Annotated in this window: 22 protein-coding genes; 15 read left to right on the top strand and 7 right to left on the bottom strand. The window is 67.4% G+C overall.

The window, feature by feature from the left end:
• Positions 1 to 45: 45 nt before the first annotated feature.
• Complete coding sequence (locus ABNQ38_RS11610; protein ID WP_109049593.1) at positions 46 to 438, top strand: hypothetical protein; 393 nt, start codon at positions 46 to 48, stop codon at positions 436 to 438.
• 20 nt (positions 439 to 458) lie between these two features.
• Here ABNQ38_RS11610 and ABNQ38_RS11605 read toward each other — a convergent pair whose 3' ends face one another.
• On the bottom strand, positions 459 to 1,433 hold the full coding sequence (locus tag ABNQ38_RS11605; protein WP_377806986.1) for a LysR family transcriptional regulator: 975 nt from the start codon (positions 1,431 to 1,433) through the stop codon (positions 459 to 461).
• A gap of 158 nt (positions 1,434 to 1,591) precedes the next feature.
• Here ABNQ38_RS11605 and wrbA point away from each other — a divergent pair, with 158 nt between their 5' ends.
• The 3 genes from wrbA to ABNQ38_RS11590 all read left to right on the top strand — a co-directional run bounded on the left by wrbA (position 1,592) and on the right by ABNQ38_RS11590 (position 3,611).
• On the top strand, positions 1,592 to 2,194 hold the full coding sequence (gene wrbA, locus ABNQ38_RS11600) for an NAD(P)H:quinone oxidoreductase (RefSeq protein WP_109095677.1): 603 nt from the start codon (positions 1,592 to 1,594) through the stop codon (positions 2,192 to 2,194).
• Between the two features lie 33 nt (positions 2,195 to 2,227).
• Entirely contained in the window at positions 2,228 to 3,187 is a 960-nt protein-coding gene (locus ABNQ38_RS11595; RefSeq protein ID WP_377806985.1) for a glutathione S-transferase family protein, read from the top strand.
• A gap of 67 nt (positions 3,188 to 3,254) precedes the next feature.
• Positions 3,255 to 3,611 (top strand): hypothetical protein, encoded by a 357-nt coding sequence (locus ABNQ38_RS11590; RefSeq protein WP_377806984.1) that lies wholly within the window; start codon positions 3,255 to 3,257, stop codon positions 3,609 to 3,611.
• Positions 3,612 to 3,638: 27 nt separating this feature from the next.
• Here ABNQ38_RS11590 and ABNQ38_RS11585 read toward each other — a convergent pair whose 3' ends face one another.
• Positions 3,639 to 4,013, bottom strand: coding sequence for a hypothetical protein (locus ABNQ38_RS11585; protein WP_377806983.1), 375 nt, complete (start codon positions 4,011 to 4,013; stop codon positions 3,639 to 3,641).
• 260 nt (positions 4,014 to 4,273) lie between these two features.
• On the opposite strand from ABNQ38_RS11585, the gene ABNQ38_RS11580 reads away from it, so the two are divergent.
• Entirely contained in the window at positions 4,274 to 6,262 is a 1,989-nt protein-coding gene (locus tag ABNQ38_RS11580; RefSeq protein ID WP_377806982.1) for a PP2C family protein-serine/threonine phosphatase, read from the top strand.
• Positions 6,263 to 6,328: 66 nt separating this feature from the next.
• Here the strand turns inward: ABNQ38_RS11580 and ABNQ38_RS11575 are convergent, their stop codons facing one another.
• Entirely contained in the window at positions 6,329 to 7,477 is a 1,149-nt protein-coding gene (locus ABNQ38_RS11575) for a DNA topoisomerase IB (protein ID WP_377806981.1), read from the bottom strand.
• 139 nt (positions 7,478 to 7,616) lie between these two features.
• Here ABNQ38_RS11575 and ABNQ38_RS11570 point away from each other — a divergent pair, with 139 nt between their 5' ends.
• Positions 7,617 to 7,958 (top strand): hypothetical protein, encoded by a 342-nt coding sequence (locus ABNQ38_RS11570; RefSeq protein ID WP_377806980.1) that lies wholly within the window; start codon positions 7,617 to 7,619, stop codon positions 7,956 to 7,958.
• Positions 7,959 to 7,986: 28 nt separating this feature from the next.
• Here the strand turns inward: ABNQ38_RS11570 and hemF are convergent, their stop codons facing one another.
• Positions 7,987 to 8,874, bottom strand: coding sequence for an oxygen-dependent coproporphyrinogen oxidase (gene hemF, locus ABNQ38_RS11565; protein ID WP_377806979.1), 888 nt, complete (start codon positions 8,872 to 8,874; stop codon positions 7,987 to 7,989).
• Positions 8,871 to 9,374, bottom strand: coding sequence for a tRNA (cytidine(34)-2'-O)-methyltransferase (locus ABNQ38_RS11560; RefSeq protein WP_377807417.1), 504 nt, complete (start codon positions 9,372 to 9,374; stop codon positions 8,871 to 8,873). Before ABNQ38_RS11560 ends, hemF begins: the two co-directional genes overlap by 4 nt.
• Positions 9,375 to 9,645: 271 nt before the next feature.
• Between ABNQ38_RS11560 and petA the strand changes: the two genes are divergently transcribed.
• The 4 genes from petA (at position 9,646) to ABNQ38_RS11540 (ending at position 12,939) form a co-directional block, all read left to right on the top strand.
• Positions 9,646 to 10,215 (top strand): ubiquinol-cytochrome c reductase iron-sulfur subunit, encoded by a 570-nt coding sequence (petA, locus tag ABNQ38_RS11555; protein WP_109049602.1) that lies wholly within the window; start codon positions 9,646 to 9,648, stop codon positions 10,213 to 10,215.
• A gap of 30 nt (positions 10,216 to 10,245) precedes the next feature.
• Positions 10,246 to 11,514: a cytochrome b/b6 gene (locus tag ABNQ38_RS11550; RefSeq protein ID WP_109049603.1), complete on the top strand. Its 1,269-nt coding sequence runs from the start codon at positions 10,246 to 10,248 to the stop codon at positions 11,512 to 11,514.
• The gene (locus tag ABNQ38_RS11545) at positions 11,514 to 12,275 is read left to right on the top strand and encodes a cytochrome c1 (protein WP_377806978.1); all 762 of its coding nucleotides are present in this window, start codon (positions 11,514 to 11,516) and stop codon (positions 12,273 to 12,275) included. Before ABNQ38_RS11550 ends, ABNQ38_RS11545 begins: the two co-directional genes overlap by 1 nt.
• 112 nt (positions 12,276 to 12,387) lie before the next feature.
• Positions 12,388 to 12,939 (top strand): DUF924 family protein, encoded by a 552-nt coding sequence (locus ABNQ38_RS11540; RefSeq protein WP_377806977.1) that lies wholly within the window; start codon positions 12,388 to 12,390, stop codon positions 12,937 to 12,939.
• Between the two features lie 30 nt (positions 12,940 to 12,969).
• Here ABNQ38_RS11540 and ABNQ38_RS11535 read toward each other — a convergent pair whose 3' ends face one another.
• A complete protein-coding gene (locus ABNQ38_RS11535; RefSeq protein ID WP_377806976.1) occupies positions 12,970 to 13,860 on the bottom strand; it encodes a response regulator in 891 nt (296 codons plus the stop codon).
• Between the two features lie 216 nt (positions 13,861 to 14,076).
• Between ABNQ38_RS11535 and ABNQ38_RS11530 the strand changes: the two genes are divergently transcribed.
• Positions 14,077 to 15,531 (top strand): diguanylate cyclase, encoded by a 1,455-nt coding sequence (locus ABNQ38_RS11530; protein WP_377806975.1) that lies wholly within the window; start codon positions 14,077 to 14,079, stop codon positions 15,529 to 15,531.
• On the opposite strand, the gene ABNQ38_RS11525 is transcribed toward ABNQ38_RS11530, so the two are convergent.
• On the bottom strand, positions 15,503 to 16,951 hold the full coding sequence (locus ABNQ38_RS11525) for a short-chain fatty acyl-CoA regulator family protein (RefSeq protein ID WP_377806974.1): 1,449 nt from the start codon (positions 16,949 to 16,951) through the stop codon (positions 15,503 to 15,505). The genes ABNQ38_RS11530 and ABNQ38_RS11525 overlap by 29 nt on opposite strands.
• A 230-nt stretch (positions 16,952 to 17,181) precedes the next feature.
• Between ABNQ38_RS11525 and ABNQ38_RS11520 the strand changes: the two genes are divergently transcribed.
• The 4 genes from ABNQ38_RS11520 (at position 17,182) to ABNQ38_RS11505 (ending at position 23,191) form a co-directional block, all read left to right on the top strand.
• Positions 17,182 to 18,714, top strand: a complete 1,533-nt coding sequence (locus tag ABNQ38_RS11520; protein ID WP_377806973.1) for an acyl-CoA carboxylase subunit beta — start codon at positions 17,182 to 17,184, stop codon at positions 18,712 to 18,714.
• Between the two features lie 11 nt (positions 18,715 to 18,725).
• Positions 18,726 to 20,726: an acetyl-CoA carboxylase biotin carboxylase subunit gene (locus ABNQ38_RS11515; protein ID WP_377806972.1), complete on the top strand. Its 2,001-nt coding sequence runs from the start codon at positions 18,726 to 18,728 to the stop codon at positions 20,724 to 20,726.
• A 132-nt stretch (positions 20,727 to 20,858) separates the two neighbouring features.
• The gene (scpA, locus tag ABNQ38_RS11510; protein ID WP_377806970.1) at positions 20,859 to 23,012 is read left to right on the top strand and encodes a methylmalonyl-CoA mutase; all 2,154 of its coding nucleotides are present in this window, start codon (positions 20,859 to 20,861) and stop codon (positions 23,010 to 23,012) included.
• Positions 23,012 to 23,191 (top strand): type II toxin-antitoxin system CcdA family antitoxin, encoded by a 180-nt coding sequence (locus tag ABNQ38_RS11505; protein ID WP_377806969.1) that lies wholly within the window; start codon positions 23,012 to 23,014, stop codon positions 23,189 to 23,191. The genes scpA and ABNQ38_RS11505 overlap by 1 nt, the downstream gene beginning before the upstream one ends.
• The last annotated feature ends 19 nt before the right edge of the window (positions 23,192 to 23,210 follow it).

Genomic DNA, 23,210 nt, shown 5'->3' with positions numbered 1-23,210 from the left:
CTCAGGGGCGAGACCCGTACCGCTTGAGACGATCGGAAGACCCGTATGGACGCTCACGACCTTTCGCTGGACGACAACCGCACGCTCCAGGCCATCGGCATCCTGGCCGACGTTCTGGATGGGGTCGAGGGGCCGGGCGGTCTCGACACGGTGCTGGTGTCCAAGGCGCTGCGTCAGGTGATCGCCACCAAATCGCAGCCGGCCTTCGAATTCGCCTCCCGCGCCTTCAACACGCTGGAACCGTCGGTCCGCCGCCAAGTGGCGCAAACCGCGGACGAGGCGGCGCATCACTCGGTCGAACTGCGCGGTCGGGTCGGCGGCTTCCTGTCCACCGCCCCGAAGAAGCCGGTTCCCCAGGGTCAGGTCGTCGGCCAGCAGCCCAACTTCATCACCGCGCTGAACCTGCGGTCCCGCCGCCGGCCGAACTCGCCGACCTGAGCCCACCCACCTGGGCCGGCTCAGCCGCTCCCCTCGCGCCTTTTGGGCCTTTCACCTCCCGGCCATGCTTCCTCCGGCAGCGTGTCGAGCAGCGCGCAGTCCCAATAGGGGCGCGGGCCGAAGCGCTGCACGAGAAAATCGACGAACACCCGCACCTTCGGCGACAGGTGGCGGTTCTGCGGATAGACCGCGTTGACGCTCACCTCGGTCGGGACATAGCGGTGCAGGATGCTGACCAGCTCGCCGCGCGACAACGCCTGTCCGCACAGGAAGGTCGGCGACATGATGAAGCCAACGCCGGCCGCCGCAGCCTCGCGCAGCAGGTCGCCGTTGTTGCTGCGGATCGGGCCTGACACCCGGACGCTGCGCATCTCCCCGTCGACGATGAACGGCCACAGGTCGGGGGTGGGGACGTTGGTGTAGATCAGGCAGGCGTGATTGCTCAGCTCGTCCGGCGTCTGCGGCACGCCATGCTTTTGCAGATAGGCCGGGCTGGCGCACAGCGCCATCCGCGCCGGGGCCAGCCGCCGGGCGATCAGCGAGCTGTCGCGCAGTTTTCCGATGCGCACCGCCAGATCGTACCCCTCGTCGACCAGATCGACCGTGCGGTCGTTCAGGTCCATGTCGATCTCGATGGCCGGGTAGCGTTCCAGGAATTCCGCCACCGCCGGGGCCAGATGCAGGATGCCGAAGCTGACCGGCGCGTTCAGCCGCAGCCGGCCGCGCGGAGCGGCATGCAGGTCGGCGACCGCCTGCTCCGCCTCCTCCAGATCGGCGAGGATGCGGGTGCAGCGCTCGTAATAGGCCTGCCCCACCTCGGTCAGGCTGAGCTTGCGGGTGGTGCGGTTCAAGAGCCGTGCGCCGAGCCTGTTCTCCAGCTCGCCGATGCGGCGGGAGACCACCGACTTCGACAGATTGAGCCGGTCGGCGGCGGCGGTGAAGCTCTTGGTGTCCACCACCTTGATGAAGGCGAGCATGTCGTCGAGGCGATCCATGGCATTGTTGTACACCCGGAAACAATGAGGTGCCAAGATCCGGGATTACCGGAAGCGCCGCCGCGCCCTATTTCTGGTGTCACCGCCGCGCCGGCAACGGCCCGCGGCGGCCGGAATATCGACGAACCATTCACGCAAACCAACAGGGAGTGACGGCGATGGCGAAGGTTCTGGTCCTCTATTACAGCAGCTGGGGCCATGTGTCGGAGATGGCGCAGGCGGTGGCCGAAGGCGCCCGCTCCGTCGCCGGGACCGAAGTGGCGGTGAAGCGCGTGCCCGAGCTGGTGCCGGAAGCCGTCCGCCAGTCCGCCCACTACAAGGACGAGAGCAACATCCCCGTCGCCACCGTCGACGAACTGGCCCAGTACGACGCGATCGTCATCGGCACGCCGACGCGCTACGGCAACATGGCCTCGCAGATGAAGAACTTCCTCGACCAGACCGGCGGGCTGTGGGCCAAGGGTGCGCTCGTCGGCAAGGTCGGCAGCGTCTTCACCTCCACCGCCACCCAGCATGGCGGGCAGGAAAGCACCATACTCAGCACCCACACCGTCCTGCTGCATCTGGGTCTGGTGATCGTCGGGCTGCCCTATTCCTTCCAGGGCCAGATGGGCGTTTCGGAAGTGATGGGCAACTCGCCCTACGGCGCCAGCACCATCGCCGACGGCGACGGCTCGCGCCGCCCGAGTGCTGTCGAGCTGGACGGTGCCCGCTACCAGGGCCGCCACGTCGCCGAAATCACGACCAAGCTGCACGGTTGATGTCCGGTCTACAGTAAAAAAGGGGAGGGAGCCGTGGGCCTGCTGATCGATGGACAGTGGCAAGACCAGTGGTACGACACCAAAAAGACCGGCGGCGCGTTCGTCCGGACGGAGGCGCAGTTCCGCGACCGGGTGTCGGCCGACGGCTCCACCCCCTATCCGGCGGAGGCCGGGCGCTATCATCTGATGGTGTCGCTGGCCTGCCCCTGGGCGCACCGCACGCTGATCTTCCGCAAGCTGAAGCGGCTGGACGACGTGATCGGCGTCAGCATCGTCGACCCGCTGATGCTGTCGGACGGCTGGACCTTCGCCGAACCGGAGCCGGTCACCGGATCCGGCCGCCTCTACGAGGTCTATCTGAAGGCCAAGCCCGGCTACAGCGGCCGGGTGACCGTCCCGGTCCTGTGGGACAAAAAGACCGGCAGCATCGTGAACAACGAGTCGGCGGAGATCATCCGCATGCTCAACCGCGCGTTCGACGCCTTCACTGACGTGCGCACCGATTTTTACCCGGTGGACTTGGCGGAGGAGATCGACCGTGTCAACGCCCACGTCTATGATGCCGTTAACAACGGCGTCTACAAGGCCGGCTTCGCCACCTCCCAGGACAAGTACGAGGCGGCGTTCGACGCGCTGTTCGCCGCCTTGGACGGCATCGACGCCAGGCTGGCGACGCAGCGCTGGCTGGTCGGCAACCGCCTGACCGAGGCGGATTGGCGGCTGTTCACCACGCTGGTGCGCTTCGACGCGGTTTATGTCGGGCATTTCAAGTGCAACCAGCGGCGGATTGCCGACTATCCGCACCTGTCGGGCTATCTGCGCGACCTCTATCAGGTGCCGGGCGTGGCCGAGACGGTGAATTTCGACCACATCAAGCGCCATTACTACGGCAGCCACGCCACCATCAACCCGACCGGCATCGTGCCGAAAGGGCCGAAGCTGGACCTCGATGCGCCGCACGGGCGCGGCGGTCTCGGGCCGGATCCAGTGTGACGCGTGACGGATCGGCTCCCCGGCGGTTGTCAGATGAAAACGACAACCGCATGAGGGAGATCGTCCGATGCGTACAGTCATCCTTGCCGCTGCCGCCGTCCTGGCCCTATCGTCTCCGGCGCTGGCCCAGACCGGCCAGTCGCAAGGCGGGTGGGGCGGGGCGCTCGACCAGCTGAACCGCACCGTCAACCCGAACGCCTATCCTCAGGACCGCAACGACCGGGCGGTAGAGGACCGCGACGCCAACCGCGATTCCCGCCGTTCCGAGGGTTCCTCCGGCAACCGCCGCGGCAACGCCTACAGCGACTATTCCGACCGCGACCTGCGCAGCCAGTATGACCGGCTGGGCGAGGAGCAGCGCCAGCTCCGGCAGAATCGCCGCGCCATCGAGGACGAAATGGAGCGCCGCGGCATCAACCGCTAAAAAAGGCCGCTAAGGAAAGGCCAGCCGTCAGGGCTTGTAGCAGCGGGCCATGTCTTCCGGGTTGCCCATCGCCTCGCACTGGAAGCCGTTGGAGAATTTGAAGCGCAGCGGGCCGGTCTTGCGGACGCTGACCACCGGCTTCTTACCCGCATCCTGGAATTCCACCCAGGCGGAGCTGTCGAAGCGGGTCTGCACCCCGTTGCTCAGCTGCACGCGGCCCTGACGGTCCTTGATGACCTGGATGCCGGTGTTGAACAGCAGGTTCGGGCCGTCGGGCTTCGCCGACAGGCCGTTGGTGCAGTTGACCCCCTCCGGCTTGACCGCGACGCATTCGAAGGATTGCGGCTGGTTGGCGGTGAGGACCATCGCATAGATGGCGATTTCCAAGACATTCATCGGCATCGGCGTGCACCAGCGGGAAGGCGGCGGGGTTTTTCGTCTTACCGGCCATCTGGTTACGAAAGAGATAATGTCGCACCCGCGGTCGAATCTTGCGTGGACCGCCTCGCGATCCGGCGCAAGGGCGGTTGCGGGAGTGCTGCGGCCATCCGTCGCCGTAACATGAGGGGTGCAGCGCCCCGGTGCCTGGACTTGCGCGTCCCGGACCGGTAGAAGCGGTGGCATCGGCCATTTCTTCAGCGACAGGGGGCGGGCGCAATCCCATGACGTTCCAACAGCGTTTGATCCTGCTGGTCACCGGTCTGGTGCTGCTGGCGGTTGCAGCGGTCACCACGACGATGGCCTGGACGACGCGCGCCGCCCTGACCGAACGGATCGAGACGGAGGCGCGGCTGGCTGCCGGCCTGCTCGCCCGTGGTGCGGCCCAGTCCCGCGACATCCCGCAGGAAATCGACGCCCTGCTGTCGGAACGCCTGCTGTCCGAAGCGACGCTGACCGCGCATCTGGTGGCGCTGGCCGAGACGGCGAAGCTGGCGCCGCGCGCCATCAACGACCGGCTGAAGCAGATCGCCGAGGCCGGCGGCCCGGACGAGATGTGGATCACCGACAACCGCGGCCGCGCCTATCTGCACAACCTGTCCGGCCCCGATCCGCTGTTCGGCCAGGATGCCAAGGGCGGCCCGCGCCATGGCGCCTACACCGGCCTGCTCAACCGCTCCCCGGCGTCGGTGGTCTCCGAACCGGCGATGGAGAACGGCAAGCTGATGAAGTTCGCCGGGGTGGCCGGCGTCGACAAGCCGCGCATCGTGCAGGTTGGCGCCGACGTGCGGCGGCTGGGCGACATGCTGCGCAAGTCGGGGGCCGACGGGCTGGTCGACGGTCTGATCGCCACCCGTGCCGTGGAGGCGGCGTGGCTGCTCGACCGCGACGGCCGGGTGCTGGCCCGCGGCGCGGTGGTGGCCGACGGCACGTCGCTGTCCGACGCCGACACCGCCGCGGCCAAGGCGGTGCTGCCCGGCGGCGACGTGACCGTCCGCGTGTCGGGCAACAGCCTGCTGGCGCTGGCGCCGATCAAATATGCCGGTCCCACTGCTGCCGCCGCTTCGGCGACCGGCGTCCCGGCGGTCGCCGCGGTGCGGGTGGCCTACAGCGAGCCGGGCGCGATGCTGAGCCGCCAGTTGAAGATCGGCGGGCTGGTCGGCATCTTCGTGCTGGCGCTGGGCGTCTATGCCTGCATGCGCTTCGCCCGCGACCAGATGGCCCCGGTGGAGCGGCTGGGCGAGGCGGTCAAGGCGATGGAGGCCGGCCGCTTCAACCCCTTGACCCTGAACGAGGCCGCCGGCCGCGACGACGAGTTCGGCCGCCTGTCCCGCGTCTTCCGCCGCATGGCGATGGAGGCGAACGCCCGCGAGGAGACCCTCGACGCCCAGCTGGTCATGCGCGGGGCGGAGCTTGAGACCAAGAGCGAGAAGCTGGCCGCCGCCGAACAGCTGATCGAGGAAGAGCAGCGCGCCGCCCGCGACGTGCAGTCCAACCTGCTGCCGCGCCAGCTGCCGGTCGGCCGCGACAGCCAGTTCTACGGCATCCTGGTGCCCGGCCATGCAGTCAGCGGCGACTTCTACGACGTGGTCGAGTTGGACGAGCGGCACAGCCTGCTGGTCGCCGCCGGCGTGTCGGGCGGCGGCGTGCCCGCCGCCTTCCTGATGCTGATGGTGCGCGGCGCCATCCGCGAGGCTGCCCGCCCCGGTGTCGGCCCGGCCGCCATCCTGACCCATGCCAACGAGCGCCTGTGCGGCGAAAGCCCCTTCAACGGCTTCGCCACCGCCTTCGTCGCCGTCTATGACCGCGCCGCCGGCACGCTGGTGCATGCCTCCGCCGGCCATCGCGGCGCCGCCCGCATCGCGACCGACGGCGCGGTGCAGTTCCTCTCCGAGGCCGGCGGTCCGCCGCTGGGCGTGCGCCGCGGCGCCCCCTACAGCGAAGCGACGACGGTGATGACCCAGGACGACACGCTCTTCCTGTGCACCGACGGCGTGCTCCAGTCCGTCGACGGCCAGCGCGAGCCCTTCGGCGAGGCCCGCCTCGCTGCGGCGCTGGCCCACAGCCGCGGCATGTCCGTCCGTGACCGCACCGAGATGGTCCTGCGCACGGTGCAGGCGCATGTCGGCGCCGACGGGATTCTTGCCGGCGATCTGGTCTGTCTGGTCATGCGCCGCCTGCTGCCGGTGACGGAGACGGCCGAGGCGGTTTGAGGGCCGGCAGTCTGAGAGCCGCTGGTCTGAGGCGGGAGCGTCGGCTTGCGATGCTCCCGCCCGCTCCTATTTCTTCCGCCGCGCACCCTCCCGCGCCCGCGCCGCGGTTTCGCGCTCCAGCCTTTGGCGCAGGAAGGCCAGCACCGCGGCCTCCTCGCCCCTCAGTCCGGCCAGATCGTCGCGCAATTCCGCCTCCACCTCCTGCTTGAGCGACGCCAGCAGGCCGCCCTCCAGATAGGCGTCCAGCACTTCGGGATGGACGTAGCTCTTGCGGCAGACGCTGGGGGTGTTGCCCAGGCGGGTGGCGACCTGTTCGATGGCGCGGGTGACGTTGCGCTTGGCGGCACTGGCGCTGTCGAAGCTCTCGAATTCCCGCAAGGCCATGGCGGCCAGCACCGTGCCGGCCCAGGTGCGGAAATCCTTGGCGGTGAAGTCGGCGCCGGTCGCCTCGCGCAGGTAGGCGTTCACATCGCCCGAGGTCACGGCGTGACGCTGGCCGTCGCGGTCGAGATACTGGAACAGCTCGTCCCCCGGCACATCGCGGCAGGCGGCGACGACGCGGGTTAGCCGGCGGTCCTTCAGGGCGACGTTCCACTCCTTGCCCGACTTGCCCTTGAAGGAGAAGCGGACCTCCGTCCCCTCGATCTCGGCATGGTCGTCGCGCAGGGTGGTCAGGCCGTAGCTGCGGTTCTCGCGGGCATAGGCCTCGTTGCCGACGCGGATCAGCGTGGTTTCCAGCAGCCGCACCACCGCTGCCAGCACCTTCTCCCGCGGCAAGCCGCGCCGGCCGAGGTCGGCGTCCACCCGTTCGCGCAGCTTCGGCAGGGCATGGCAGAACTCTACCATGCGGCCGAACTTGGTGCCCTCGCGCAGCTCGGTCCAGCGCTGGTGGTAGCGGTACTGCTTGCGCCCCTTGGCATCGCGACCGGTCGCCTGGAGATGGCCGTCGGGATCGGGGCAAATCCAGACGTCCCGGTAGGCCGGCGGGATCGCCAGCTTGCGGATGCGCGCCAGCGTCTCCTCCTCCGTCACCGGGGTGCCGTCGGGCCACAGGAAGCGGAAGCCCTTGCCATAGCGCCGTCGCCGGATGCCGGGCGTCTCGTCGGCGCTGTAGCTCAGCCCGGCGCAGGCGGCTTCCTGCTCGGGAGAGGGGCCGTCCTTATCGGATGCGGCATCGGATGTGGCGCCATCGGGCGGGGGGAGAGGGCTGTCCATAAGGCCAACAACGGCCGGAACGGGCGTTGGTTTCCGCTACCTCCTTCGGAGAGGGTTTCTTCGCAGTTGCAAAAACCATATTGTTGCGACGCAAGATCCCGACGACATCCCGACCCGAATCCGATTGGAGCGCCAGACCATGGACCGCAAGCCGGACGAGACGATTCTGACCGCCCATCTGCCGAACCTGGAAATCCAGATCAGGCACCGCGAGGCCGGGGAGGATGGGGCGGAGGTCATCGCCATCCAGCTGCGCGCCACGCCGTCCTTCGACGCCGTCGCCGGCATGCTGGCGCCTGCGATGATGAACCCGCTGCTGCTGGCCGGCCCCGCCTTCGGTGCGCGAACCGGGCAGGGCGGCGCCAATCCGATGGGGTCGGCCGCCGGAATGACGGAACTGTGGCTGGCGCCGATGCGGCTGTGGGGCGAGATGGTCCGGCAGGCCTGGGCGCCCTGGCTCCAGATGGGACAGCGCCGTTAGGCCGGGCCGCCAAGTCAGCCCAGCCGGATCACGGCCACTTCACCTCGGGCGGCAGGCTCATCAGGATCGCCTCGGTGTTGCCGCCGGTTTTCAGGCCGAAGGTGGTGCCGCGGTCGTAGAGCAGGTTGAACTCGACATAGCGGCCGCGGCGGACCAGCTGGTGTTCGCGCTGCTCGGCGGTCCAGGGCCGGTTCATGTGCCGGCGGACCAGGGCGGCGTAGCTGTCGAGGAAGGCGGTGCCGACATCGCGGGTGAAGGCGAAATCCGCCTCCCAGTCGCCCGACTCGAGGTTGTCGAAGAAGATGCCGCCGACGCCGCGCGCCTCGCCCCGGTGGGGCAGGAAGAAATAGCGGTCGCACCACTCCTTGTAGCGCGGATAATAGTCCGGGTCGTGCCGGTCGCAGGCGGCGCGCAGGCCGGCATGGAAATCGGCGGTGTCCCGCTCGTCCTCCATCATCGGCGTCAGGTCGGCGCCGCCGCCGAACCAGCCCTTGGTCGTCACGATGTGACGGGTGTTCATGTGGGTCGCCGGGACCAGCGGCGAGCGCATGTGCGCGACCAGGCTGATGCCCGCCGCCCAGAATTCGCCGGTCTCGGCCGCGCCGGGGATGTTGGCGCGGAATTCCGGGCTGAAGGTGCCGTGGACGGTCGAGATGTTGACCCCGACCTTCTCGAACACCCGGCCCTTCATAACCGACATGGTCCCGCCGCCGCCCTCGCCGCCGCCATGATCCGGCCGGGTCCAGCTCTTGCGCTCGAACCTGCCGGGGGGCAGGTCGGCATGGGTGCCGGTCAGCTCGTCCTCCAGCGCTTCGAAGGACGCGCAGATGCGGTCGCGCAGCTCCTTGAACCAGGCGGTGGCGCGGGCCTTGCGCTCTTCGACGGTGCTGGAGTCGGCAGTCGTTGCGGCTTTCATGGCGTTTCCGGCTGTGCGGGAGCATCGGAGTGGAGCGCGGCAGACTGCCGCCCATCCAATGCGGCAGTCTGCCGCAAGGCCTCACCCAACACCATCGCCGCGCTGACCGCAACGTTCAAGGAGCGGGCGGGCGGCACCATCGGGATCACCAGCCGGGCGTCGGCGGCGTCATGAACCTCGTCGGGCACGCCTGCGCTCTCGCGGCCGACCAGCAGGCGGTCGCCGGGGGCGAAGCGGAAATCGATGTAGGGGATCGCCGCCCGCGTGGTCAGCAGCACCAGCCGGCCGCCCTGCGGAGCCGTACGGTACGCGGACCACGAGCTGTGCCGGGTCCAGTCGAGATGGTCGAGATAGTCCATCCCGGCGCGGCGCAACCGCCGGTCATCCAGCACGAAACCGCAGGGTTCGATCAGATCCAGCGACACCCCCAGCCCGGCTGCGAGTCGCATCAGGGTTCCGGCGTTCTGCGGAATGTCGGGTTCGAACAGCACAAGGCGCAACGCGGGCCTTGCCTCGAAGTGTTTGTTTTGCATACAAATGTTCTTGCCCCTGTACACGCGACAAATTGTCTCCCGGCCAAGGACTTTTCAAGATGTCGACGCGACGGTATACCGCAGCGCAGAAGCTGGAGATACCCACTCCGGACCGATGCGGCATGCCTGAGGGTTTTTCCTTCGGCGGGCGGGCGTGCCGTGTCATGCATAAAAACGGTCCATCGGTCGTCCGGCGCGGGCAAAGGGCGTCGGGCATGCCTTGAGGAGAAACAGGCTTATGGCTCAGACCACGCATCCGCCCGGGACGGGTGGCCACGCGGCCTCCAGCGGCGAGGGGGGTTCCCGCCGCGATTTTCTGTATCTTGCCACCGGTGCGGTCGGTGTCGTCGGGGCGGCCTCGGCGGCTTGGCCCTTCATCGACAGCATGAACCCGGCGGCCGACACCCTGGCGCTTGCCTCCATCGACGTCGATCTGGCCCCCGTGGCCGAAGGTCAGGCGATCACGGTCACCTGGCGCGGAAAGCCTGTCTTTGTCCGCCACCGCACCGCCGAGGAGATCGAGTCCGCCAAGAAGGTCAATCTTGGCGATCTGCGCGATCCGGTTGCCGACGATGCCCGCGTGAAGAAGCCTGAATGGCTGATCGTCATCGGCATCTGCACGCATCTGGGCTGTGTGCCGCTCGGGCAGAAGGTCACCGATCCGCGCGGCGACTACGGCGGGTGGTTCTGCCCCTGCCACGGCTCGCACTACGACACCGCTGGGCGCATCCGCAAGGGCCCGGCCCCCGCCAACCTTGTCCTTCCGACGTACGCCTTCACCGGCGATACCAAGATCCGGCTCGGTTAACGCGGCCCAACGGTTCTGGAGACCCCCGAGATGGCTCAGGTTCAAGCCACCAAGTTCAAGAATCCGGTCGTGAACTGGATCGACAGCCGCCTGCCGATCTTCACGATGCTGGATCACGAGTACAACCACTACCCGATGCCGCGGAACGTCAACTATCTGTGGGCGTTCGGTGCGATTGCCGGCATCATGCTGATGATCATGATCGCCACGGGCCTGTTCCTGGCGATGCAGTACTCGTCCCACACCTCGCTGGCCTTCGATTCGGTCGAGCGCATCATGCGCGACGTCAATTACGGCTGGCTGATCCGCTACGTGCACGCCAACGGCGCGTCGATGTTCTTCATCGCCGTCTACATCCACATGTTCCGCGCGCTCTATTACGGCTCCTACAAGGCCCCGCGCGAGATCCTGTGGATCCTCGGCGTCATCATCTTCCTCGTCATGATGGGCACCGCCTTCATGGGCTACGTGCTGCCGTGGGGCCAGATGAGCTTCTGGGGCGCCACCGTCATCACGAACCTGTTCTCGGCCTTCCCCATCGTCGGCGACCCCATCGTGACGCTGCTGTGGGGCGGCTTCTCGGTCGACAACCCGACGCTGAACCGCTTCTTCGCGCTGCACTTCCTGCTGCCCTTCGTCCTGCTGGGTCTGGTGATCCTGCACACGGCGGCGCTGCATGTCTGCGGCTCGAACAACCCGCTCGGCATCGACCCGAAGGGCCCGCAGGACACCGTTCCGTTCAACCCGTACGTCACGCTGAAGGACGGCTTCGCGGTGGTGATCTTCCTGATCGTCTTCGCGGTGTTCGTGTTCTTCATGCCGAACTACATGGGCCATCCGGACAACTACATCCCGGCCAACCCGCTGGTGACCCCGGCGCACATCGTGCCGGAATGGTACTTCCTGCCCTTCTACGCCATGCTGCGCGCGATCCCGGACAAGCTGGGCGGCGTGCTGGCGATGTTCGGCTCGATCGCGCTGCTGGCCTTCCTGCCGTGGCTCGACCGCTCCAAGGTCCGCAGCTGCAAGTTCCGCCCGGTCTACCGCCAGTTCTTCTGGATCCTGGCCATCGATGCCCTGATCCTGGGCTATGCTGGCGCCATGCCGGCCGAGGGCTCCTGGCTGCTGATCGCGCGCATCGGCACCTTCTACTACTTCTTCCACTTCCTGGTCCTGCTGCCGGTGCTGGGCAAGCTGGAACGCACGCGTCCGCTTCCCAACAGCATCTCCGAGTCCATTCTGAAGGGCGGGGGCAGCATCGCCGCCGGCGCCCATGCCAAGCCGATGGAGAAGGCCTGATGCGCGCGTTGAAGACTGCAATCCTCTCGGCGGCGCTGGCTCTCGGCATCGCCGGGGCCGCGCAGGCCTCCGAAGGCGTGCACATCCCCAAGCAGAACTGGGCGCATGCCGGCATCTTCGGCACCATCGACAAGGCGGCGGCGCAGCGCGGCTTCCAGATCTACAAGGAAGTCTGCTCGGCCTGCCATTCCATGCGTCTGGTGCCGATCCGCACGCTGGCCGGCATCGGCTTCAAGGAAGACGAGCTGAAGGGCATCGCCTCCGGCTATGAGATGCAGGCCGGCCCGAACGACGCGGGCGAGATGTTCATGCGTCCGGGCCTGCCGTCCGACCGCTTCCCGTCGCCGTTCGCCAACGACCAGGCGGCCCGCGCGTCGAACAACGGCGCCCTGCCGCCGGACCTGTCGCTGATGGCGAAGGCCCGCGTCGGCGGCGAGGATTACCTCTACGCCTTCCTGACCGGGTTCGAGGAGCCGCCGGCCGACGTCCATGTGATGCCCGGCATGAACTACAACAAGGTGTTCCCCGGCCATCAGGTCGGCATGCCGAACATCCTGCAGCCCGACGGCGTCACCTTCGCCGACGGCACCAAGGCGACGGTGGAGCAGCAGGCGCACGACGTGGCGACCTTCCTGACCTTCGTCGCGGAGCCGCACCTCGATGCCCGCAAGCAGATGGGTGTCAAGGTCATCCTGTTCCTGCTGGTGCTGGCCGGCCTGATGTACGCCGCCAAGCGCAAGCTGTGGAGCACGCTGCACTGAGCCTGACGGTTCGGTCGAGGCAATTGGTATCTGGACAGGGCGCCCCTTCGGGCGCCCTGTTCTTTTTGGCGGAGCGTGTCGTCGGGCGACGCAAGGCAAGGCGGAGAAGACAATGGTGGACAGTCTGATCGACGAGATCGTCGATTTCTGGTTCGACGAGGCGATGAAGCCCTATTGGTTCCGCAGGTCGGCCAGCTTCGACCGGGCGGTGGCCGACACGCTGGGCCCGCATTACGAGGCGGCGGCCCGCGGCGACTACGATGACTGGATCGAGGATGTCGACGGCTGCATCGCGCTGTGCGTGCTGCTCGATCAGGTGCCGCGCAACATGTTCCGCGACGATGCTCGCGCCTTCGCCACCGACGCCAAGGCGCGGGGCGTGAGTGAGCATGCCGTCGCCAACGGCTTCGACCTGGAATGCAACGAGGACGAGCGGACCTTCCTCTATCTGCCCTTCGAACATCACGAGGACATGGGCAGCCAGGAGCGTTCCGTCGCGCTGTTCACCGAACGGGTGGGCGACGAGACGACGATCCGCTATGCCGAACGCCACCGCGAGATCATCGGGCGCTTCGGCCGCTTCCCCCACCGCAACGCCGTCCTCGGCCGTGCGAACACGCCTGAGGAGGACGCGTTCCTCAAGGAACCCGACTCCTCCTTCTGAGGACCTGCGTTCCCCAGGCGGGCAGTTCCATCAAGCAGGTTGCGGCGCCAGCCAGCGCTCCAGCGCCCCCAGCAGGTCGGCACGGCGGACCGGCTTGGTCAGATAGTCGTTCATCCCGGCCGCCAGACAGCGGATGCGGTCCTCGGGCTGGGCGTTGGCGGTGACGGCGATGATCGGGATGCGTGCCCGGTCGTCGCCCATCCGGCGGATGGTGGCGGTGGCGGTGGCCCCGTCCATGTCGGGCATCGCCACGTCCATCAGCACCGCCTCGGGCGGCACCGGCGCCTGCGCGACCGCCTCCACCGCTTCCGCCCCGCCATTGGCGGTCTCGACCGAGAAGCCGGCCTTGGCGAGCAGCCCGGCCACCACCATGCGGTTGGTGGCGCTGTCGTCCACCACAAGCAGCCGGCCGCCGCGCGACCGCGCCCAGTTCATCAGCAGCTCGCCGTCGGTGGTGCGGGAGGGCAGGGCCGCCGGCATGTCGAGCACCGCGCGCCGCGATCCGTCGGCCTCCTCGGTCACGCTCATCTGCGCGCCCAGGCCCGCCAGCAGGCGGCGCATGAAATCCTTGTTGAAGCCGTCCTCGCACTTGGCCCCGCAACTGGCCTCGTAGCGGCCATGCAGCTCCGCCCGGAAGACGACCGAATCCTCGCCGGCCGGCAGCGCCGAGAGCCGCAGGCCGAGCCGGCCCGGCGCGGCGCTGGCGATGGCGCTCGCCGCCAGCGCGTTGCACAGGCTGCTGACGGTCTCGGCATTGCCGATCAGGCGCGGCGGCGTGCCGGTCAGAACGCCGACATCCAGGCTGATCCCCCGCCCCTGCGCCAGGGCCTTGGTGGAAACCGCCAGCATGCGGGCCATCGCTTCCGGAGCGAACGCCGTCCCCCTGTGGTGGGGGGCGTGATGCAGAATGTCACCGTTCATGGCCCGCCATTGGCAAAATGCAAAGCAGCTTGCATCGATCGGGTCAGAAAAGGACCGAGGTCCGCGATCCGGCCGATCTTGCGACCAATTCTCAGCAAGTTGCGGGCCAGCGCGGCATCATTTCGCGAGCCGCACGCGGCAAAGAGGGTTATTCTGCCGCTACATACCTAGGTACGCCGACCTGGGTGCGTTGACCGACGCCGGAGAAGTGGCTCTATGGCAGACTCGTTGTCCGGGAGAGCGGCAAGGCGGCTGCTGCAATGCCTGATGGTCCTGGCGATTCCGGTCCAGCTCCTGGCCGGTGCGGCGGCCTATGGCGCCGAGGGCGTTCCCTATTGCGCCGACCCCGATTGGCCCCCCTATGAAACCATCACCGCCGACGGCAGGCACCAGGGGATCGCCGCCGACCTGCTGGCCCTGGTGTCGGAGCGTTCCGGGGTTGCTCTGCGTCTCCTGCCGACCGGCGACTGGGAGGACAGCATGGCGGCGGCGCGTGAGGGACGCTGCCGCCTCCTCAGCTTTCTGAACCGGACGGCGAAACGGGAGGAGTGGCTGGCCTTCACCGAGCCGATGTTCGTCGACCCCAACGTGCTGGTGACGCGGGAAAGCCATGACTTCATCGCCGATCTCGCCGGGCTCGGCGGCGAGACGATGGTGCTTCCCAAGGGAACCTCGACCGAGGAGCGGGTGCGCAGCGACTTTCCCGACCTGCGCATCGTCGTGGTCGACAGCGAGGCGGACGCCTTCGCCATGGTGTCCCGCGGCGAGGCCGACATGACGCTCAGGTCTCTGACCGTCGCCGTCTTCACCATCAAGACGGCCGGCTGGTTCAACCTGAAGGTCGCCGGCCATCTGCCGGGCTACGAGAATTTGCTGCGCATCGGCGTCCGCCGGGACGAGCCGGAGCTGCTGGCGGCGTTGGACCGCGGCGTCCGGACGATTTCCGCCGCCGAACGCACCGCCATCGCCAACCGCCATGTCGCCATCCAGGTGCAGTCGCCGCTCGATCCGTGGACGCTGGCGAAGCTGCTCGCCATCCCGGCGGCGGTCATCCTGACCAGCCTGTTCTGGATCGTGACGCTGATGCGGGTGAACGAGCGGCTGCGGGTGCAGTCGCGCACCGACGGGCTGACCGGCCTTGCCAACCGCAGCCATCTGAACGAAATCTGCCGTGCGGAGATGGAGCGCGCCGCCCGTTACGGCAGGCCGGTGTCGATCATCCTTGTCGATCTGGACCAGTTCAAGCAGGTCAACGACCGCTATGGCCATGTCTTCGGCGACCGGGTGCTGATTGAGTTCGCCGGGCTGGCCCGCAAGGCGCTGCGCGCCACCGACACGGTCGGCCGCTGGGGCGGCGAGGAATTCCTGATCCTGTGCCCGGAGGCCAGCCCGGAAGCGGCCTTCGCCCTGGCCGAGCGGCTGCGCCGGACGATCCGCGGCTACGACTTCTCCAACGGCCACCGGCAGACCGGCAGTTTCGGCGTCGCCGGGTTCCGCGACGGCGACAGCATCGACCGCCTGCTGATCCGGGCCGACAACGCGCTGTACCGGGCGAAGGACGAGGGGCGCGACCGCGTCGTCCTCGACACCGACGACAGTGAGGGTGGCGGCGGTGAGGGCGGCGGTCGGCCCGGCAGGGCGTTCAGCCGGACGGCGTGTCCGGCGGATTGAACAGGTAGGGTACGAAGCTGCGGTGATGCTCGTTCACCCGCAGCTCGCTGCCGATCGGCGGGAAGGCGCGCTGCTGGCAGTCGGTGCGCTCGCACAGGCGGCAGTTGACGCCGATCGGCACCGCCGCCTTCATGTCGGTGATGTCGATGCCGGCGGCATAGACCAGTTCCGGCGCGTGGCTCGCCTCGCAGCCCAGCCCGACGGCGAATTGCCGTGACGGCTTCAGATAGGCGCCGCCGCGCTTGGTCACCGTGCGGGCGATGCTGATATAGGCGGTGCGGTCCGGCATCTGGGCGAACTGCACCAGGATCTTGCCGGGCTGGGCGAAGGCCTCGTGCACGTTCCACAGCGGGCAGGCGCCGCCGAAGCGGGCGAAGTGGAAGCGCGTCGCCGAATGGCGCTTGGTGATGTTGCCGGCCATGTCGACCCGCACGAAATAGAAGGGCAGGCCGCGCGCCCCCGGCCGTTGCAGGGTCGACAGCCGGTGGCAGACCTGCTCGAAGCTAGCGGAAAAGCGGCTTTGCAGCTGCTCCACATCGTGGCGCAGGGCCCGGGCCTGCGCCGCGAAGGCGCGGTAGGGCAGAACCAGCGCCCCGGCGAAATAATTGGCAAGCCCGACCCGGCAGATCGAGCGGGCATCCTCGCTGGAGAATTTCGCCTGCTCCACCAAATCGTCGATCTGGTCGCCGAACTCCAGCAGCGCGATCTGGTTCGCCATGTGGAAGGCGCGGCTGGAACTGGTCAGCAGGGCCGACAGCCTCAGCGTGCCGGTGGTGGCGTCGTAGCTGCGCATGGCGGTGTCGCCCGCCTCGTCGGCGACGATCTTCACCCGCACGTCGTGGCGCCGCTTCAGATAGGCGGCGAGTTCGTTCAGCAGCGATCCGGAATGGATCTTCTCGGTGTCCCACAGCCGTTCCGCCGCCTCGTCCAGCGGACCGATGTAGTTGTTGCAGTAGTGGAAATAGTCCCGCACCTCCTCGTAGGGAAATTGCGGTCCGGCGAAGCTGTCGCCCTGTTCGGTGTTGGAGAGGCTGTCGGTCAGCGACTGCACCCGCTCATGCAGCTTCTGATAGGCCTGATGCAGGCTGAGCACCCGGCGGGCCAGTTCCGGGCTGGACCCCACTACGCTGCGCAGTTCCGCCGCGGTCAGCGGGGCGCCTGCGAACAGCGGGTCGGCCAGCGCCTCGCGCAGGTCGGAGACCAGCCGGCTGTCCTCGTCCTCCAGGAAGGCGGACAGCTCCAGCTCGAAGGTGGCGGCGATCCGCATCAGCACCGGCAGGGTCAGCGGGCGCTGGTTGTTCTCCAACTGGTTGAGATAGCTGGGGGAAAGCTCAAGCGTCTTGGCCAGCGACGCCTGGGTCAGGCCGCGCTGCTCGCGCAGGCGGCGCAGCTTGTAGCCAAGGAACAGCTTCTTTTGCATGCGTATAAATTCCTGCCCGGCGCCAGCCTCGGGAATCAGCCGTTCTTCGCAATCTTAGCAAGCGCAAACCGGCATTTGCAAAGGGCTTCGCAACTTCGCACGTTTTTGCGAAGAGGCTGTTTGAAGCGCTGCGAAGTTTGTGAATAATCCGCGGCGTTCCGGTGAATGATTGCGTCGCTAGGCGCCGGGGCAGGGACCGTCACTGCGACGCCACATAATGGGAACGCCCGATGCAAGACATTCTGGCCAAGTTGGAGTCCAAGCGCGCCGCGGCGCGGCTGGGCGGCGGTGAGAAGCGCATCGCCGGCCAGCACGCCAAAGGCAAGCTGACCGCGCGCGAGCGGATCGAGCTGTTCCTCGACGAAGGGTCGTTCGAGGAGTTCGACATGTTCGTCGAACACCGCTGCATCGACTTCGGCATGGAAAACCAGAAGGTTCCGGGCGACGGCGTGGTCACCGGCCACGGCACCGTCAACGGCCGCCTCGTCTTCGTCTTCAGCCAGGATTTCACGGTCTTCGGCGGCGCGCTGTCCGAAGCGCATGCCGAGAAGATCTGCAAGATCATGGACCAGGCGCTGACGGTCGGCGCCCCGGTCATCGGCCTGAACGACAGCGGCGGCGCCCGCATCCAGGAGGGCGTCGCCTCGCTCGGCGGCTATGCCGAGGTGTTCCAGCGCAACGTCGACGCCTCGGGCGTCATCCCGCAGATCTCGCTGATCATGGGGCCGTGCGCCGGCGGTGCGGTGTACTCGCCGGCGATGACCGACTTCATCTTCATGGTGAAGGACAGCTCCTACATGTTCGTCACCGGCCCCGACGTGGTGAAGACCGTCACCCACGAGGTCGTGACCGCCGAGGAACTGGGCGGCGCCGTCACCCACTCCACCAAGTCGGGCGTCGCCGATCTGGCCTTCGAGAACGATGTCGAGGCGCTGCTCCAGCTGCGCCGCTTCGTCGATTTCCTGCCGTCGTCGAACCGCGAGAAGGCGCCGGTCCGCCCCTGCGCCGACCCACTCGACCGCGAGGACTTCTCGCTCGACACGCTGGTCCCGGAGAACCCGAACAAGCCCTACGACATGAAGGAGCTGATCCTCAAGATCGTCGACGAGGGCGACTTCTTCGAACTCCAGCCGGAATACGCCAAGAACATCCTGATCGGCTTCGCCCGGATGAACGGCTCCACGGTCGGCATCGTCGCCAACCAGCCGATGGTCCTGGCCGGCTGCCTCGACATCGACAGCTCGAAGAAAGCGGCGCGCTTCGTCCGCTTCTGCGATGCCTTTGAAATTCCGATCCTCACCCTGGTCGACGTCCCCGGCTTCATGCCCGGCACCAGCCAGGAATATGGCGGCATCATCAAGCATGGCGCCAAGCTGCTGTACGCGTACGCGGAGGCCACCGTGCCGAAGGTGACCGTCATCACCCGCAAGGCGTACGGCGGCGCGTACGACGTGATGTCGTCCAAGCATCTGCGCGGCGACCTCAACTATGCCTGGCCGTCGGCTGAAATCGCGGTGATGGGCGCCAAAGGCGCGGTGGAAATCATCTTCCGCAGCGACATCGGCGACGCCGAGAAGATCGAGGCGCGTACGGAAGAGTACAGGCAGAAGTTCGCCAATCCCTTCGTCGCCGCGTCGCGCGGTTACATCGACGACGTCATCATGCCGCACGGAACCCGCCGCCGCATCACGAAGGCGCTGTCCATGCTGAAGAACAAGCAGCTCCAGACCCCCTGGCGCAAGCACGACAACATTCCGCTGTGAGGGCCGGCAGCATGTTCGAGAAGATCCTCATCGCCAACCGTGGCGAGATCGCCTGCCGCGTCATCCGCACGGCACGCCGCATGGGCATCAAGACCGTCGCGGTCTATTCCGACGCCGACAGGAACGCGCTCCATGTCGAGATGGCCGACGAGGCCGTCCACATCGGCGCCGCCCCGTCCGCCCAGAGCTATCTGCTGATCGACAGGATCGTGGAGGCCTGCAAGCGGACCGGCGCCCAGGCCGTCCACCCCGGCTACGGCTTCCTGTCTGAAAAGCGCGAGTTCCAGGAGGCGCTGGCGGCGGCCGGCATCGCCTTCATCGGTCCGGACGCCCACGCCATCCAGGCGATGGGCGACAAGATCGAGTCCAAGAAGCTGGCGAAGGCCGCCGGCGTCTCCACCGTCCCCGGCTATCTCGGCGTCATCGCCGACGATTCGGAAGCGGTCACCATCGCCCGTGACATCGGCTATCCGGTGATGATCAAGGCGTCGGCCGGCGGCGGCGGCAAGGGCATGCGCGTGGCTTGGAACGACGAGGAGGCGCGCGAGGGCTTCCGCTCGGCCACCAACGAGGCGCGCTCCAGCTTCGCCGACGACCGCGTCTTCGTCGAGAAGTACATCCAGCAGCCGCGCCACATCGAAATCCAGCTGCTGGCCGACGGGCAGGGCACCTGCCTCTACCTGCACGAGCGTGAATGCTCGATCCAGCGCCGCCACCAGAAGGTCATCGAGGAGGCGCCGAGCCCGTTCCTCGACGCCGCCACCCGCAAGGCGATGGGCGAGCAGGCGGTGGCGCTGGCCAACGCGGTGCAGTACAAGTCGGCCGGCACGGTGGAATTCATCGTCGATGCCGAGCGCAACTTCTACTTCCTGGAGATGAACACCCGTCTCCAGGTCGAGCATCCGGTCACCGAGCTGATCACCGGCCTCGACCTCGTCGAGCTGATGATCCGCGTCGCCGCCGGCGAGAAGCTGACGCTCCGCCAGGAGGACGTGCAGTTGAACGGCTGGGCCGTCGAGGCGCGCGTCTATGCCGAGGATCCCTTCCGCAACTTCCTGCCTTCGACCGGCCGCCTGACCCATTACCGGCCGCCGGCCGCCGACAGCCATGTCCGCGTCGACACCGGCGTGTTCGAGGGCGGCGAGATCTCGATGTATTACGATCCGATGATCGCCAAGCTCTGCAGCTGGGGGCAGACGCGCGACGAGGCCATCACCGAAATGCGCGAGGCGCTGGACCAGTACTACATCCGCGGCGTCAGCCACAACATCCCGTTCCTGGCCTCGCTGATGGCGAACCAGCGCTTCGTCGACGGTCGGCTGACCACCAACTTCATCGCCGAGGAATATCCGAACGGCTTCCACGCCTCGGACCTGCCGCCGGAGGATCCGGCGGTGCTGGTCGCGGTGGCGGCAGTGATCCACCGCAGCCTGAACGACCGCGACAACCAGATCTCCGGCAAGATGCCTGGCAACAAGGTGACGGTGCGCGGAGACTGGGTGGTGGTGCTCGACGGCACCCAGCATCCGGTTCACCTGCATGCCGCCGAGGGCGATGGGCAGCGCATCGGCTACACCGTTGATGTCGACGGCACGCACCACACGGTGCGGAGCGACTGGCAGATCGGCGAGCCGCTGTTCCGCGGCACGGTGAACGGCCGGCATGTCTGCGTGCAGATCGACCGCGTCGGCATCGGCTACCGGCTGCACCACAGCGGGTCGCAGGCCATCGTCAAGGTGCTGACGCCGAAGGCGGCCAAGCTGGACGCCCTGATGCCGGTCAAGGCGCCACCGGACATGTCGAAGTTCCTGCTGTCGCCGATGCCGGGCCTGCTGGTGTCGCTGTCGGTGTCGGAAGGCCAGGAGGTCAAGGCCGGCGAGGTGCTGGCCGTGGTCGAGGCGATGAAGATGGAGAACATTCTGCGCGCGTCGCAGGACGGGACGGTCGCGAAAATCCACGCAGCCACGGGCAGCAGCCTGGCGGTCGATCAGAAGATCGTGGAATTCGCGTAACCGTATAAGAATAAGAAACGCAATCGAGAGGAAGCGTCGCCCCTGCCCCCCATCCGGCCGCCGGATGGGGGGCATCGGGGGGACCGCACTGCCAACATTACCTGCGCCATAAGAAGCCATCAGGAGGCGTCGATGACCGAGTTCCCGCAGAAGACCCTTGCCGACTGGGACAAGCTGGCCGCCAAGGATCTCGGCGCCGACGGCGACATTTCCAAGCTGGTCTGGAAGACCCCGGAGGGGCTGGACGTCAAGGCGCTCTACACCGCCGCCGATCTGGAAGGGCTGGAGCTGGACACGCTGCCGGGCTTCCCCCCCTTCACCCGCGGACCGCGCGCCACGATGTATGCGGTGAAGCCCTGGACCATCCGGCAATATGCCGGCTTCTCCACCGCGGAGGAGTCGAACGCCTTCTACAAGGCCAACCTCAAGGCCGGCCAGATGGGCCTGTCGGTGGCCTTCGACCTCGCCACCCACCGCGGCTATGACAGCGACCATCCCCGCGTCGTCGGCGATGTCGGCAAGGCCGGCGTGGCCATCGACAGCGTCGAGGACATGAAGGTCCTGTTCGCCGACATCCCGCTCGACAAGATGTCGGTGTCGATGACCATGAACGGCGCCGTTCTGCCGATCCTGGCCGGCTACATCGTCGCGGCGGAAGAGCAGGGCGTCTCCCAGGACAAGCTGAGCGGCACCATCCAGAACGACATCCTCAAGGAGTTCATGGTCCGCAACACCTACATCTACCCGCCCGAACCCTCGATGCGGATCATCGCCGACATCATCGAGTACACCTCCCAGCACATGCCGAAGTTCAACTCGATCTCGATCTCCGGCTACCACATGCAGGAGGCCGGCGCGACGGCGGTGCAGGAGCTGGCCTTCACCATCGCCGACGGTTTGGAATATGTCCGCGCCGCGATGTCGAAGGGGTTGGCCGTGGACAAGTTCGCGCCGCGCCTGTCCTTCTTCTTCTCCATCGGCATGAATTTCTTCATGGAGATCGCCAAGCTGCGCGCCGCGCGCCTGCTCTGGTCCTCCCTGATGCAGGAGAAGTTCCAGCCGAAGGACACGCGCTCGCTGGCGCTGCGCACCCATTGCCAGACCTCCGGCGTCTCGCTGACCGAGCAGGACCCCTACAACAACGTCATCCGCACCACCATCGAGGCGATGGCGGCGGTTCTGGGCGGCACCCAGTCGCTGCACACCAACGCCTTCGACGAGGCGCTCGGCCTGCCGACCAAGACCTCGGCCCGCATCGCCCGCAACACCCAGCTGATCATCGCGGAGGAGGCTGGCGTCACCAAGGTGGTCGATCCGCTCGGCGGCTCCTTCTACATCGAGCATCTGACCCACAGCCTCGCCAACGCCGCCCTTGAGCTGATCGGCCGGGTCGAGGAGATGGGCGGCATGACCAAGGCGGTCGAGAGCGGCATGCCCAAGCTGCTGATCGAGGAGGCCGCCGCCCGCCGTCAGGCCGCCATCGACCGCGGCGAGGAGGTGATCGTCGGCGTCAACAAGTACCGTCCGGAGAACCCCGAGGGGGTGGACGTGCTGGACATCGACAACACCGCCGTCCGCGAGGCGCAGATCGCCCGCCTTAAGCAGATCCGCGCCACCCGCGACGAGGCCAAATGCCAGGCGGCGCTGGCGGCGCTGACCGAGGCCGCTGCGGCGAAGACCGGCAACCTGCTGGCCCTGTCGGTCGAGGCCACCCGCGCCCGCGCCACCGTCGGCGAGATCTCCGACGCGCTGGAGAAGGCCTTCACCCGCCATGTCGCCGTCATCCGTTCGGTGTCGGGCGTCTACGGCTCGGCCTATGAGGGCGACGAGGGCTTCAAAAAGATCCAGGAGGAGGTGGCGTCCTTCGCGGCCGACGAAGGCCGCCGGCCGCGCATCCTGGTGGTGAAGATGGGCCAAGACGGCCACGACCGCGGCGCCAAGGTGATCGCCACCAGCTTCGCCGACATCGGCTTCGACGTCGACATCGGCCCGCTGTTCCAGACCCCGGACGAGGCGGCGCGGCAGGCGGTGGAGAACGACGTGCACGTCATCGGCGTGTCGTCGCAGGCCGCCGGCCACAAGACGCTGGTGCCGCAGCTGATCGAGGAGCTGCGCCGCCAGGGCGCCGGCGACATTCTGGTGGTGTGCGGCGGCGTGATCCCGCCGCAGGATTACGACTTCCTCTACAAGGCGGGTGCCGCGGCCATCTACGGTCCGGGCACCAACATCCCGAAGGCGGCGTCGGACATCCTGGGCATCCTGCGCAAGCAGCGGGCGGCGGCGTGATGTCGTCCGAAGATCGGCACGGCTCTTCGGCTTCGGAGGCTTGCGCACACCGCAAGCGAGCGCGTATGACCGAAGCCGAGAAGCAACGCTGGACTGAGGAAAACCGTGAAGCCTTCAAGGCTTACGATGAGTGGGTCGATAAGCACGGCCTCTTCGGCGACGGTAAACGCCTATTCTAATCCCCCTCTCCCCCCCGGG

This window comes from Azospirillum sp. A29 (genome assembly GCF_042604625.1).
Lineage (GTDB): Bacteria > Pseudomonadota > Alphaproteobacteria > Azospirillales > Azospirillaceae > Azospirillum > Azospirillum palustre.
Note: the sequence above shows the minus strand (reverse complement) of the source record. Positions and strands in the feature narration are given on the sequence as shown.